This window comes from Pseudonocardia adelaidensis, from assembly GCF_039543345.1.
In the GTDB taxonomy this organism is placed as follows: Bacteria; Actinomycetota; Actinomycetes; order Mycobacteriales; family Pseudonocardiaceae; genus Pseudonocardia; species Pseudonocardia adelaidensis.
The window spans coordinates 33,895-47,113 of the sequence record NZ_BAABJO010000042.1 but is presented as its reverse complement, the minus strand read 5'-3'; the positions used below and the strand labels follow the sequence as shown (position 1 = coordinate 47,113).

The window sequence follows — 13,219 nt, the reverse complement described above, 5'->3', positions numbered from 1 at the left end:
TATCCACTCACGGGGCTACTGGGCGACTCGCTCGATCACCAGCTCCCGCACGCGCTTGGCGTCGGCCTGGCCCTTGGTGGCCTTCATGACAGCGCCGACGATCGCGCCCGCGGCCTGCACCTTGCCGCCGCGGATCTTCTCGGCGATGTCCGGCTGGGCGGCGAGGGCCTCGTCGACGGCGGCGAGCAGCGCGGTGTCGTCCGAGACGACGGCAAGGCCGCGCGCGGCGACGACATCGTCGGGCTCGCCCTCACCGGCGAGCACGCCGTCGACGACCTGGCGGGCCAGCTTGTTGGACAGCGCGCCCGACGCCACGAGCTCGATCACCCGCGCCACCTGGGCCGGGGTGATCGGCAGCCCGGCCAGCTCGACGCCGCGGGCGTTGGCCTGCTGGGTGAGGTACGAGACCCACCACGAGCGGGCCTCGCCCGCCGGGGCGCCCGCGGCGACGGTGGCCTCGATCAGCTCGAGGGCGCCTGCGTTGACCAGGTCGCGCAGCTCCGGGTCCGTGAGGCCCCACTCCTGCTGGATCCGCCGGCGGCGCTCCCACGGCAGCTCGGGGAGCGTTGCGCGCAGCTCCTCGACCCATTCCGCGGGCGGCGCGATCGGCACGAGGTCGGGCTCCGGGAAGTACCGGTAGTCCTCGGCCGTCTCCTTCGTCCGGCCCGCCGACGTGGAGCCGGTGGACTCGTCGAAGTGCCGCGTCTCCTGGACGACGCGCTCGCCGGCGAGGAGCACGCCCGCCTGCCGCGTCATCTCGTAGCGAACGGCGCGCTCCACCGACCGCAGCGAGTTGACGTTCTTGGTCTCGGTGCGGGTGCCGAACTCCCCGGCGCCCTTCGGCATCAGCGAGACGTTGGCGTCGCAGCGCAGCGAGCCCTGGTCCATCCGCACGTCCGAGACGCCGAGGGCGCGCAGCAGGTCGCGCAACGCCGTGACGTACGCGCGCGCCACCTCGGGCGCCCGCTCCCCCGTGCCCACGATCGGCTTCGTCACGATCTCGATCAGCGGCACGCCTGCGCGGTTGTAGTCGAGCAGCGAGTACTCCGCGCCGTGGATCCGGCCGGTGGCACCGCCGACGTGCAGCGACTTGCCGGTGTCCTCCTCCATGTGCGCGCGCTCGATCTCGACGCGGAACACCGACCCGTCGTCGAGCGGGACGTCCAGGAACCCGTTCACGGCGATCGGCTCGTCGTACTGGGACGTCTGGAAGTTCTTCGGCATGTCGGGGTAGAAGTAGTTCTTCCGCGCGAACCGGCCCCACGGCGCGATCGTGCAGTTCAGCGCCAGCCCGATCCGGATCGCCGACTCCACCCCGGAGCGGTTGACCACCGGCAGCGCGCCGGGCAGGCCGAGGCACACCGGGCACACCTGGGTGTTCGGCTCCGCGCCGAACGTGGTGGAGCAGCCGCAGAACATCTTGGTCTGCGTGTTCAGCTCGACGTGGACCTCGAGCCCGAGCACGGGGTCGAACCGCTCGAGCACCTCCGCGTAGTCGACCAGCGTCGGCGCACTCATGACGAGACCTCCAACGAGGGGACGCGATCGATCAGGGGGCCGTCCTCGGCGTTGCGCGCCGCCTCGTACGCCGCCGCCACCCGGTACATGCGGGCCTCGCCGAGCGCGGGGGCCATCACCTGCAGCCCGACCGGCAGCCCGTCGGCGAGCCCGGACGGCACCGAGATCGCGGCGGTGCCCGCCAGGTTGGTGGGGATCGTGGCGAGGTCGTTGAGGTACATGGCGAGGGGGTCGTCCACCTTGTCGCCGATGGTGAACGCCGTGGTGGGTGTCGTGGGTGAGACCAGCACGTCGGCCTGCTCGAACGCCGCGGCGAAGTCGCGGCTGATGAGCGTGCGCACCTTCTGCGCCTGCCCGTAGTAGGCGTCCCAGTAGCCGGACGAGAGCGCGTACGTGCCCAGGATGACGCGCCGCTTCACCTCCGCGCCGAACCCGGCCTCGCGGGTGGCGGCCATGACCTCCTCGGCCGACGCACCGTTCTCGACGCGCAGCCCGTAGCGCATGGCGTCGAACCGGGCGAGGTTGGACGACACCTCGCTCGGCAGGATCAGGTAGTACGCCGCCAGCCCGTACTCGAAGTGCGGGCAGGAGACCTCCACCAGCTCCGCGCCGAGCTTCTCCAGCTGCCGCAACGCGTCCTCGAAGGACGCGCGGACGCCGGGCTGGTAGCCCTCGCCGGACATCTCGCGGACCACGCCGACGCGCAGCCCGGACAGGTCGCCACCGGCACCGCGGCGCGCGGCCTCGACGACCGCGGGCACCGGCTCGTCGATCGAGGTGGAGTCCATCGGGTCGTACCCGGCGATCACCTCGTGCAGCAGCGCGGCGTCCAGCACCGTGCGCGCGCACGGCCCGCCCTGGTCGAGCGAGGACGCACAGGCGATCAGCCCGTACCGCGACACCCCGCCGTACGTCGGCTTGGCGCCCACCGTGCCGGTGAACGCGGCCGGCTGGCGGATCGAGCCGCCGGTGTCGGTGCCGATCGCGAGCGGCGCCTCGAACGCGGCGAGCGCCGCCGCGGAGCCGCCACCGGAGCCACCGGGCACGCGGCTGGTGTCCCACGGGTTGCGGGTGGGCCCGAACGCGGAGTGCTCGGTGGACGAGCCCATCGCGAACTCGTCCATGTTGGTCTTGCCCAGGATCGTGATGCCCGCGGAGCGCAGCCGGGCCGCGACCGTGGCGTCGTAGGGCGGACGCCAGCCGTCCAGGATCTTCGAGCCCGCCGTGGTGGGCATGTCGATCGTGGTGAACACGTCCTTGAGCGCCAGCGGGACGCCGGCGAGCGGCGACGCGGGCGCCGTGCCCGCAGCGAGGCTCTCGTCCACCATGGTCGCCGACGCGAGCGCCGCATCCGCCGCGACGTGCAGGAACGCGTGCACCTCTCCGTCGACGGCGGCGATGCGGTCGAGGTGGGCCTGCGCGACCTCGACGGCCGACACCTCGCGCGAGTGGATGCTGGCGGCGAGGTCGGCCGCCGTCATCGTGGTGAGGTCGTCGCTCATGCTTCCTCCCCCAGGATCCGCGGCACGCGGAAGCGGCCGTCCTCCGCGGCGGGAGCACAGGCCAGCGCCTGCTCCTGGGTGAGGCCGGGGCGCAGCTCGTCGGGGCGGAACACGTTCTGCAGCGGCACCGCGTGCGAGGTGGGCGGGATGTCGTCGGCGGCGACCTCGCCCACGCGGGCGACCGCTCCGAGGATCACCTCGAGCTGGCCGGCGAAGACATCCAGTTCGGCGTCGGTGACGGCGAGCCGGGACAGCCGGGCGAGGTGCGCAACCTCCTCCCGGCTGATGTGCGCTGCCGCGGGTTCGGCGGACATGTCCCTCCAGGGCTGACGTGCTCAGGAGCCCGCAACCGAATGCGGACGATGGCGATCGGGTGCCGCGCCGGGCGCTGGCATCGACACCTCGCGAGTCTAGTCGGGCCCGCACCTGGTATCCGGGGCGGTACTGCCCGTCGGCCGGACCGGATGTCGTGCCGAAACGGCGCACTCCTGACACAATCCGCATAGCAGTGCCGCCGCGTGAACCGCCCCGACTGACGCGGGAGGAGTCCCGCGGTGGGGGGCGCGTACGCGAGAGGACGTGTGGTGTGTCGTTCCTGCTCCGGGTCGTTCTCCCGGACAAGCCGGGAAGTCTCGGGTCCGTGGCCACCGCGCTGGGCAACGCGGGGGCGGACATCCTCGGAGTCGACGTGGTGGAGCGCGCCCAGGGGCATGCCGTGGACGACCTCGCGGTCGAGCTGCCGCCCGGCCGCCCACCCGACGTCCTGATCACGGCGGCCGAGTCGGTCCCCGGCGTGGAGGTCGAGTCGGTCCGGCCGCACTCGGGCAAGCTCGAGACCCACCACGAGCTGGAGCTGATCGACCAGATCACCGGCGACCCCGAGAGCGGGCTGCAGCTGCTCGCCGAGGGCGTGCCCCGGATCTTCCGCGCCGGCTGGGCGATCATCGCCGTACGGGACAACGGTTCGTCCTACCGGCTCGCCGAGAGCGCAGCCGCCCCGGAGACCCGCGCGGGCGACCTGCCGTGGCTGCCGCTCGAGAGGGCCACGGTGCTGGACCCCTCGGTGCACTGGATGCCGGAGCCGTGGAGCGCGCTCGACACGGAACTCGCGGCGGCGCCGTTCGGGCCGAAGCCCCGCGCGCTCGTCGTCGGGCGGCCCGGCGGGCCGGCGTTCCGCCCGTCGGAGCTGGCGCGCCTCACCCACCTCGCGGGCATCGTCGTCACGGTCCTCGGACCCTAAGTGCCCCCCACCGGAGGTCCGCCACCCATCTCGCCGGCCCGGCTTCCCGCTGGCCGCCCCGGCGAACCGACCGAGTACGCCCGGTACGAGGCCGGCCCGTCGGCACACCCGGCGAAAACCTGGATCCGCCGATATGCGCAACGGCCCCCCGGTGGGGGGCACTAGCCGATGGACCGCCCATGGTCCCGCGTCCCGAGCTGGGTCGGCCCCGCGCTGCAGCCCGAGCTCGCCGGCACGATCGACGGCATCATCGCCGCCGTCCGGGCCGAGGTGCCCGAGTACGCGCGCCCGCTCACCGGCCGCTTCGGCGCCCGGATCACCGAGGGTGTCTCGGTGGCACTGGGCCAGTTCCTCGACCTGCTGGGCCGCGACGACCCCCTCGGTGACGCCACGGTGTACCGCGCGCTCGGCCAGCTGGAGCACCGCGAGGGCCGCACGCTCGCGGCCCTGCAGACGGCCTACCAGGTGGGGACCCGGACGCTCTGGCAGCGCCTCGCCGCCAGCACCACCGCGCGGCGGCTCCCCGCGGACGTGATCTTCAACCTGGCGGAGGCGCTCTTCGGCTACATCGAGCAGATCACCGCGGCCTCCGTGGCGGGCTGGGCGGACGAGGAGGCCAGCCAGGCGGGCTCGCTGCAGGCGCGCAGGCACGCGCTCGTGGAGCTGCTCGCCCGGCCCACCCCACCGGCGCCCGCCGAGCTGGAGCGGGCCGCCGCGGCCGCGGGCTGGACCGTGCCGGCCCGGGTCGCGGCGCTCGTGGTGGACGACGCGGTGGCGGTCGCCGCCCGCCTACCCGGAGCGGTCGGCGCCGACCTGGACCCCGTGGGCCTGGTCGTCGTGGCCGCCCGCGGGGAGGCGGACGCGGCATGGCTGGACCGGGTCCGCGGCGCCGCCGGTGAGCGGCGGGCCGTGCTCGGACCGCTGGTCGAACCCGCACAGGCCCACCGCTCGGCCGCGCTGGCCCAGTCCGCGTGGCCGCTGCACGCCGCGGGCAGGCTGAACGGCGACGCGCCACTCGTCCGGGCCGACGAGCACCTCCTCCCCCTGCTGCTCGCCGCGGCCCCGGAGCTCGCCGCCGCGCTCACCGGGCGGGCGCTGGCCCCGCTGCGCACCCTGCCGGCCGGCGCGGCCGCCCGCGCCGAGGAGACCCTGCGCGCCTGGCTGGACGCCCACGGCGACGTCACCGCCACCGCCGCCGCGCTGCACGTGCACCCGCAGACCGTGCGCTACCGCCTCGCCGCCCTCCGCGAGACGTTCGGCGGGGCGCTGGACGACCCGGCGGCCCGCCTCGAGCTGGCGGTGGCCCTGCGGGCAGGCGCGACCTGCGAGTGCCCCTGAGACCGGCGGGTCTCACGATCGCGGGGCGGCCCCGGCCGGTCACACACCAACCCTGGTGCTCACACACGAACTGCAGTTGGTGTGCCGGCACCACGGTCGGTGTGCGACCGCGCGGTCAGGTCGCGGAGAGCCCACGCAGGACGATGTCGAGGCCCCGCCGGAACTCCTCGTCGGGCGGCACCGAACGGGCGTCGGCGGCCGTGCGCGCGAGGAGCGGGTAGTCGGCGGCGGACAGCTCCGACATCACGATCGTGCCCGGCCCCGACAGCGGGGCGAAGTGCTCGTTCTGCAGGAACCCGAGGAGGTGGCCGACCAGCGTGCGCTGGGCGACCACGCGGTCGGCGCCGTCGAGGCCGCCCTCGGTGAGCACCGAGAGCATGGCCTCGATCAGGCGCAGCGAAGCCGGCGCGGCCTGCCGGTGCCGCAGCACCAACGGAACGACCGCCGGATGCCGGGCCACCGCCACCCGCATGCGGTCCAGCAGCACGCGGATTCGCTCCTGCCATCCGCCGTCCGGCAGCGATGTGTCGACCGAGCGGAACACGTGGTCGACGACCAGCAGCTCGAGCGCCTGCCGGTCGGCGACGTAGCGGTACAGGCCCATCGTGGCCACGCCGAGCTCGCGCGCAACCGCTCGCATCGTGAGGGCCGCGAGCCCCTCCCGGTCGACGACGGCGAGTGCTGCGGCGACCAGCTGGTCGTCGGTGAGCGAGCGGGGCCGGGGCACGGCTTGACAGCGTACAAGGTACGCGCATACTGGATCGTAAGCGTACTTCGTACACCTAAGGAGGATCGCATGGCGCCCACCCACGTCGCCGCCCGCACGCTCGACACCGTCGCCGGTTCGCGCGTGCGGGTACCGCATCCCGATCACCTGGTCCACCTGCAGTTCCGCCGGTTCGCCGGGTGCCCCGTGTGCAACCTGCACCTGCGCTCGTTCGTCAACCGGCTCGCGGACGTCGAGGCGGCCGGCGTCCGCGAGGTCGTGGTCTTCCACTCGAGCGCCGACGCCCTGCGCACCTACACGTCGGACCTGCCGCTCGACGTGATCGCCGATCCCGATCGCGTCCTCTACCGGGAGTTCGGCGTGGAGTACGGGGCGCGCGCCCTGCTCGACCCGCGCGGCTGGCCGACCATCGTCCGCGCCGTCGCGCGGGAGCTGCGGGCCGTCCGGCGCCGCGAGCGGCCCGCCCCGCCGACCACCCCGGAGGGCGGCCGGCTCGGCCTGCCCGCCGACTTCCTGATCGCGCCCGACGGGCGGGTGCTCGCCGCCAAGCGCGGCGCCCACATCGACGACCAGTGGTCGGTGGACGAACTGCTCGCGCTCGTCCCGGCCGGGACGGAGCACCGGGCATGATGACCGTCGAGGTGTTCGTCACCGGCCGCACGCTGACCGTCGACACGGAGCGCGATCTCGCCGACCGCATCCTGCGGGCGCTGACGTTCGGGGAGTCAGCGCCGGAGTCGACGCTGGACTCGGCGCGCGAGTTCATCCACGTCCTGGTCGTGCAGCCGCGCACCTGGGTCACCGGGGGGCCGGCAGCGGACACGGCGCCCCGCTACCTGGTGCGGGTCACGGTGCCCGGGTCCTGGAGCAACCGGGAGTTCGCCGACGCCATCGTGCCGATGATCACCGAAGCCGTCGCCGGCACCGAGCCCGACGCCACCCGACTGCGCCGCGAGCCGCACTGCGTCGTGCAGATCGTCGGCCTGCGCGAGCACTGCGTGGGCACACTCGGCCACGCCACCACGGGCACCGAGATCACCCGGCTGATGACGCGGCGATTCCGCGACTCCGGCGAGCGGCCCGAGGCGCCGGAGGGCAGCACCATCGACCCGGTATGCGGGATGGCCGTCGAGTGGGCCACGGCCCGGTACACCCTCGCCCACGACGGCGTCGACCACGCCTTCTGCGCCCCGGGCTGCCGCAAGGTCTATGCGGAGGACCACGGCCTCACGTGATCGCGAGCGTCAGCCGGCGAGCCGGACCGGGCTGCCGAGCGGCTTCGGGCGCGTCGGGAGCGGGGTGACCTCCGCCTTCGGGGCACCACCGGGGAACGCGAGGCGGGCGAGCTTGCGCACGACCGTGCCGTACTGCTTCGGCAGCGATCCCGTGGTGTAGGGCAGCCCGTAGCGCTCGCAGATCTCCCGGACGCGCGGGGCGATCTCGGCGTAGCGGTTGCTCGGGATGTCCGGGAACAGGTGGTGCTCGATCTGGTGCGACAGGTTCCCGGTCATGATGTGGAACAGCGGACCGCCGGAGAGGTTGGCCGAGCCGAGCATCTGCCGGACGTACCACTGGCCCTTGGTCTCACCCTCGAGCCGCTCCTCCTCGAACGTCTCGGTGCCGTCCGGGAAGTGCCCGCAGAAGATCACGGCGTGCGACCACATGTTGCGCACGGCGCTGGCGGTGGCGTTCGCGGTGAGCGTCGCGAGGAAGCCGGGGCCGGACAGCAGCGGGAACAGCACGTAGTCCTTGGCGAGCTGCTTGCGGGCCTTGCGCCACAGGTTCTTCGCCTCGCGGCGGACCTGCGCCCAGGGCTTGGTGCCCTCCTGCGCCTTCTCGATCTCCAGGTCGTAGAGCGCGATACCCCACTCGAAGATCAACGAGAGCCCGACGTTGTAGAGCGGCTGCAGCAGGTAGACCGGCTTCCACTCCTGCTCGGGCGTCACGCGCATGATCGCGTAGCCGAGGTCGCGGTCCTTGCCGCGGATGTTGGTGAACGTGTGGTGCTCGTAGTTGTGCGACTTCTTCCACGACTCGGCGGGCGAGGCGTGGTCCCACTCCCATGTCGTGGAGTGGATCTTGGGGTCGCGCATCCAGTCCCACTGCCCGTGCAGGATGTTGTGGCCGAGCTCCATGTTCTCGAGGATCTTGGCCACGGACAGCGCCGCGGTGCCCGCGATCCAGGCCGGGGGGAACCGCGCGAAGAGCAGCGTGGCCCGGCCGCCGACCTCGAGGGCGCGCTGCACCGCGATGACCTTGTGGATGTAGCGCGCGTCGCGCTCGCCGAGCGAGCCGACGACCTCGGCGCGGATCGCGTCGAGCTCGGCGCCGATGGCTTCGACCTGCTCGTCGGTCAGGTGCGCAGCCGCACTGGGGGTCTGGGTCATGGGAAGCTCCTAGAGCTCGATCTCGACGTCGCCCGCGGCGCCGGAGACGCACGTGCGGACGCTCTGTCCTGGGGTCTCGTGCACCTCGCCGGTGCGCAGGTCGCGCACGCCGCCGGAGCGGAGCTTCCCGACGCAGGTGTGGCAGATGCCCATGCGGCAGCCGTTGGGCAGCAGCGCGCCCGCCGCCTCTCCCGCGGCCATCAGCGCGACGCCGGGGCCGGCGTCCGCGGTGATCCGGCTGGTCGTGAACGTGACGCGGCCGCCGGTACCGGGATCGGCGACGGGGGCGGGTGCGACGAAGCGCTCGACGTGCAGCGCATCGGGGTCGCCGTAGCGCGACCAGTGCCCGGCCAGCGCGTCCAGCAGCCCGGCGGGGCCGCAGGCCCACGCCTGGCGGGCCGCCCAGTCGGGCACGGTGTCGGCGAGCGCGTCCGGGGTGAGCCGGCCCTCGACGGCGGTGTGCCGCTCGATCAGGTGCAGCCCGGTGGTCGCGGCGAGCGCGCGCAGCTCGCCGCCGAACACCACGTCGGCCGGGGTCCGGTCGCAGTGCACGGCGACCACACCGCCCAGTGCGGCGCGCCGGGTGGCCGCGAGGTCGCGCAGCATCCCCATGACCGGGGTGATCCCGCTGCCCGCCGTGACGAACAGCAGCTTCTCCGGCACCGGGTCCGGCAGCACGAACTCGCCCGCGGGCGGACCGATCCGCAGCAGCGCGCCCACCGGCGTGCGGTGCGCCAGCGCTCCGGACACGGTGCCGCCCGGCACGGCGGTGACCGTGACGGCCAGCCGCGGGTCGCCGGGGCAGGAGGTGACCGAGTAGGTGCGCCACTGCCACACGCCATCGAGCCGGGTCCCGATCCCGACGAACTGGCCGGCCCGGTGCGTGATGCGCGTCCGGCCGGTGTGCAGCAGCAGCGTGGTCGTGTCGGCGGTCTCGCGGCGCAGTCCCACCACGCGCGCGTGCGGCTCGCTGGTGGACCACAGCGGGTTCAGCGTGCCGAGCAGGTCGTCGGGCAGCAGCGGTTGGGTGAACAACGACGCAGCCCCCCGCGCTCGCCTGCCGATGTCGCCGAGCACTCCCATGTAGGCGACGCTATTGCGCGCATCGCACAGGATGCCACGGCTCCGGCCACGGCCAGGGCCTCAGTTCTGTGGCGAAACCCAAACGTGCGGATCAGATGCGGTAGCCGCTCAGCTGGAGGTCCTGGCGAAGCTTCAGCACCTCGGACACGAGGTGGTTGTTGCCCGCCGCGAGCAGTCCCTTCCGGGTGACGAGCACGTCCTCGAACCCGATCCGGGTGTCGACGCCCAGCAGCATCGCCTGCTCCAGCACCGGCCACGCGCCGGTGTCCTCACCGTGCAGGAGGATCGGCACCGGCACCGAGCCGAGCGCGCGCAGAATGCGCAGGCCCTCGGCCACCGCGGTGCTGGGGTCGGTCACGGTGGACTCCGCGAGCACCCGCGTGGTGCCGGGCGGCAGGCCGTTGGTACGCAGCGTGACGGCGTCTCCGCTGGTCCACACGCCGAGCTCGATGCCGATGCCCACCGAGCGGGCCGCGGCGCAGACGTCGACCCAGCCCATCTCGTGGACGTTGACCGAGCACACGTCGGGCTTGCCGACGCCGAGGTGACCCCAGGCGAGAACGGCCTCGATCCGCTTCCGCGGATCACGCTCGATCCAGCGGCCGGTGGTGACCCCGATCTCCATGGAGGGCGCCTGCGCCCGGATCGCGGCCACCGTGTCGCCGACGAACACCGGGTCGAGCGTCTCCAGCCCCGAGGGATCGCGCGGGTGCACGTGCACCGAACCGACCTTGAGCTCGGAGACTGCGCGGGCGTCGCGGGCGAGGTGCCGCGGGGTGACGGGGAGAAGCGGGTGTGCGTCTGCGGGCCACGACCCGTTCAGCACGGCCTGCAGCACCCTGGCACCCCCCAATCCCCCGAATCGTAGCCGCCGGACGACCGGATCCTACGTGCCACCACCGGGGATGATCATGCCGGTCACGACAGGCCGTGTCCCGTGGATCCCGACCGCGAGAATCGCGCCCAGATCGTCCCTGGCTGCGTTGTCGGCCGCGCCCGGGTACGTCCAGTACGACGGGCGGACCTCCGCCTTGCCAGGAACGATCTGGATCACGATTCCCATCGCCCGGGATCCACGGGACACGGCCTAACCGTTCGCGACCTCCCGGGCGGCGTCCGGGCCGCGCTCCAGCAGCACGCGGAAGCCCGCCTCGTCGAGGACCGGGACGCCGATCTCGATCGCCTTGTCGTACTTCGACCCCGGCGATTCGCCTGCCACCACGAAGGCGGTCTTCTTCGACACCGAACCCGCGGCCCGGCCACCGCGGGCGGTGATCGCCTCCTTGGCCTCGTCGCGGGAGAAGCCGTCCATCGAACCGGTGATCACGATCGACATCCCCTCGAGGGTGCGCGGCACCGACGCGTCGACCTCGTCGACCATCCGGACCCCGGCCTCGCGCCACTTGCGGACGACGTCGCGGTGCCAGTCGACCGAGAACCAGTCGCGCAGGGCCGCCGCGATGGTGGGGCCCACGCCTTCGACGCTCGCGATCGGGGCCAGCGCGGCAGCGAGCGCCTTGGCCTGCGCCCGCGCGGCGTCGCGGGCCGCGCGCTCCTCGGCCGCGGCACGCTCCTCCGGGCCGGACTCGCCCTCCGCCTCGGTGGCAGCGGCGACGGCCTCGGCCCCGGTGGCCGCCGGCGCCGCGCCGCCCGCGTCCGCTTCGTCCGCCATGTCGTCGGAGGTGCCGTCGGAGCTGCCGTCGGACGTGATCGCGTACCCGGCCTCGGCGGTGGCCCGCGCCGCCTCCTCGGCGGCGGCCTCGATGGCGTCCATCGACCGGAACTCGCGGGCCAGCGCCTGCGCGGCAGTGGGCCCGACGTGCCGGATGGACAGGCCCACGAGCACCCGCCAGAGCGGCCGGTCCTTCACCGCCTGCAGGTTGGCGAGGAGCCGGTGGCCGTTGGCCGACAGCTCGCCGTCCTTCTTGCGGAACAGCTCGACCCGCAGCAGGTCGGCCTCCGTGAGCCCGAAGACGTCGCCCTCGTCCTGCACCACCCCGGACGTGAGCAGCGCCGTGGCGGCCTCGTAGCCGAGCCCCTCGATGTCGAACGCGCCGCGGCCCGCCACGTGGAACAACCGCTCCCGCAGCTGAGCCGGGCAGGACCGGGCGTTGGGGCAGCGCAGGTCGACGTCGCCCGCCTTCTGCTGGGCCAGCTCGGTGCCGCACTCCGGGCAGTGGGTGGGCATCACGAACTCGCGCTCGGTGCCGTCGCGCAGGTCGACGACCGGCCCCAGCACCTCGGGGATGACGTCGCCCGCCTTGCGGATGACCACGCGGTCGCCGATGAGCACGCCCTTGCGCTTGACCTCCTGCGCGTTGTGCAGGGTGGCCAGCGCCACCGTGGATCCCGCGACGACGACCGGCTCCATCTGCGCGAACGGGGTGACCCGGCCGGTGCGCCCGACGTTGACCTGGATGTCGAGCAGCGTGGTCGTGGCCTCCTCCGGCGGGTACTTGAAGGCGATCGCCCAGCGCGGCGCCCGCGAGGTGGAGCCGAGGCGCCGCTGCAAGGCCACCTCGTCGACCTTGACGACAACGCCGTCGATCTCGTGCTCGATGTCGTGGCGGTGCTCGCCCCAGTACTCGACGTGGGCGAGCACCTCGTCGATCCCGGTGACCACGACGCTGCGCTCCGAGACCGGCAGACCCCACGCGCGCAGCGCGTCGTAGCCCTGGGACTGGCGCTCGAGCGTGAACCCATCGCGCTTTCCGAAGCCGTGGCAGATGAGGCGCAGCTTGCGGGATGCGGTGACCTTGGGGTCCTTCTGCCGCAGCGAGCCTGCCGCGGTGTTGCGCGGGTTGGCGAACGGCGGCTTGCCCGCCTCGACGAGGGAGGCGTTGAGCGCCTGGAAGTCCTCGAGCCGGAAGTAGACCTCGCCGCGCACCTCGACGACCCGGGGCACCGGGAACTCGTCGGTGCCGGTGAGGCGGTCGGGCACCTCGTCGAGGGTGCGCATGTTGAGCGTGATGTCCTCGCCGGTGCGGCCGTCGCCGCGGGTGAGCGCCCGCGTGAGCGCGCCGTTCTCGTACAGCAGGTTGACGGCGAGCCCGTCGATCTTCAGCTCGCACAGGTAGTGGAGCTTGCCCTCCCCGACGTCGCGCGTGATCCGCTCGGCCCACGCGCGCAGCTCGTCCTCGGTGAAGGTGTTGTCGAGGCTGAGCATCCGCTCGAGGTGGTCGTACGCCGCGAAGTCGGTGGCGAACTTCCCGACCACCTTCTGGGTGGGCGAATCCGGGGTGACCAGCTCCGGGTGCGCGCTCTCCAGCTCGACGAGCTCGCGCCACAGCGCGTCGAACTGCCCGTCGGAGACAACGGGCGCGTCGAGCACGTAGTAGCGGAACTGGTGGTCGGCCACCTCCGCGGCCAGCCGCGCATGCCGTTCGCGCACGTCAGTGTCAGAGCTCACGAGCAGAGGTTAGCG

At 73.3% G+C, this 13,219-nt stretch carries 13 protein-coding genes; 4 read left to right on the top strand and 9 right to left on the bottom strand.

The genetic code is table 11. The features are described from left to right. Positions 1 to 15: 15 nt before the first annotated feature. The 3 genes from gatB to gatC are packed head-to-tail and all read right to left on the bottom strand — an operon-like array spanning position 16 to position 3,334. Complete coding sequence (gatB, locus tag ABEA81_RS37065) at positions 16 to 1,518, bottom strand: Asp-tRNA(Asn)/Glu-tRNA(Gln) amidotransferase subunit GatB (RefSeq protein WP_345611874.1); 1,503 nt, start codon at positions 1,516 to 1,518, stop codon at positions 16 to 18. Continuing rightward, positions 1,515 to 3,020 (bottom strand): Asp-tRNA(Asn)/Glu-tRNA(Gln) amidotransferase subunit GatA, encoded by a 1,506-nt coding sequence (gene gatA, locus ABEA81_RS37060; RefSeq protein ID WP_345611872.1) that lies wholly within the window; start codon positions 3,018 to 3,020, stop codon positions 1,515 to 1,517. Before gatA ends, gatB begins: the two co-directional genes overlap by 4 nt. Further along, a complete protein-coding gene (gene gatC / locus ABEA81_RS37055; RefSeq protein ID WP_345611871.1) occupies positions 3,017 to 3,334 on the bottom strand; it encodes an Asp-tRNA(Asn)/Glu-tRNA(Gln) amidotransferase subunit GatC in 318 nt (105 codons plus the stop codon). Before gatC ends, gatA begins: the two co-directional genes overlap by 4 nt. A 272-nt stretch (positions 3,335 to 3,606) precedes the next feature. Here gatC and ABEA81_RS37050 point away from each other — a divergent pair, with 272 nt between their 5' ends. Beyond that, positions 3,607 to 4,260 carry an ACT domain-containing protein gene (locus ABEA81_RS37050; protein WP_345611868.1) on the top strand — a complete coding sequence of 218 codons (654 nt, stop codon included), beginning with the start codon at positions 3,607 to 3,609 and terminating at the stop codon, positions 4,258 to 4,260. Positions 4,261 to 4,428: 168 nt separating this feature from the next. Next, a complete protein-coding gene (locus tag ABEA81_RS37045) occupies positions 4,429 to 5,598 on the top strand; it encodes a helix-turn-helix domain-containing protein (RefSeq protein ID WP_345611866.1) in 1,170 nt (389 codons plus the stop codon). Positions 5,599 to 5,713: 115 nt separating this feature from the next. Here ABEA81_RS37045 and ABEA81_RS37040 read toward each other — a convergent pair whose 3' ends face one another. Then, positions 5,714 to 6,325: a TetR/AcrR family transcriptional regulator gene (locus ABEA81_RS37040; RefSeq protein ID WP_345611864.1), complete on the bottom strand. Its 612-nt coding sequence runs from the start codon at positions 6,323 to 6,325 to the stop codon at positions 5,714 to 5,716. Between the two features lie 69 nt (positions 6,326 to 6,394). On the opposite strand from ABEA81_RS37040, the gene ABEA81_RS37035 reads away from it, so the two are divergent. Next, a complete protein-coding gene (locus tag ABEA81_RS37035; protein ID WP_345611862.1) occupies positions 6,395 to 6,955 on the top strand; it encodes a peroxiredoxin-like family protein in 561 nt (186 codons plus the stop codon). Next, complete coding sequence (locus ABEA81_RS37030) at positions 6,952 to 7,560, top strand: hypothetical protein (RefSeq protein ID WP_345611860.1); 609 nt, start codon at positions 6,952 to 6,954, stop codon at positions 7,558 to 7,560. The genes ABEA81_RS37035 and ABEA81_RS37030 overlap by 4 nt, the downstream gene beginning before the upstream one ends. Positions 7,561 to 7,569: 9 nt before the next feature. Here the strand turns inward: ABEA81_RS37030 and ABEA81_RS37025 are convergent, their stop codons facing one another. The 5 genes from ABEA81_RS37025 to ligA form a co-directional block, all read right to left on the bottom strand. Then, the gene (locus ABEA81_RS37025) at positions 7,570 to 8,712 is read right to left on the bottom strand and encodes a fatty acid desaturase family protein (protein WP_345611858.1); all 1,143 of its coding nucleotides are present in this window, start codon (positions 8,710 to 8,712) and stop codon (positions 7,570 to 7,572) included. Positions 8,713 to 8,721: 9 nt separating this feature from the next. Then, complete coding sequence (locus tag ABEA81_RS37020; RefSeq protein ID WP_345611856.1) at positions 8,722 to 9,795, bottom strand: ferredoxin reductase; 1,074 nt, start codon at positions 9,793 to 9,795, stop codon at positions 8,722 to 8,724. Positions 9,796 to 9,886: 91 nt separating this feature from the next. Beyond that, positions 9,887 to 10,648, bottom strand: coding sequence for a 3-keto-5-aminohexanoate cleavage protein (locus tag ABEA81_RS37015; protein ID WP_345611854.1), 762 nt, complete (start codon positions 10,646 to 10,648; stop codon positions 9,887 to 9,889). Positions 10,649 to 10,681: 33 nt separating this feature from the next. After that, positions 10,682 to 10,858: a hypothetical protein gene (locus ABEA81_RS37010; protein WP_345611852.1), complete on the bottom strand. Its 177-nt coding sequence runs from the start codon at positions 10,856 to 10,858 to the stop codon at positions 10,682 to 10,684. A gap of 24 nt (positions 10,859 to 10,882) precedes the next feature. Next, positions 10,883 to 13,204 carry an NAD-dependent DNA ligase LigA gene (gene ligA, locus ABEA81_RS37005; RefSeq protein ID WP_345611851.1) on the bottom strand — a complete coding sequence of 774 codons (2,322 nt, stop codon included), beginning with the start codon at positions 13,202 to 13,204 and terminating at the stop codon, positions 10,883 to 10,885. Positions 13,205 to 13,219: the final 15 nt, after the last annotated feature.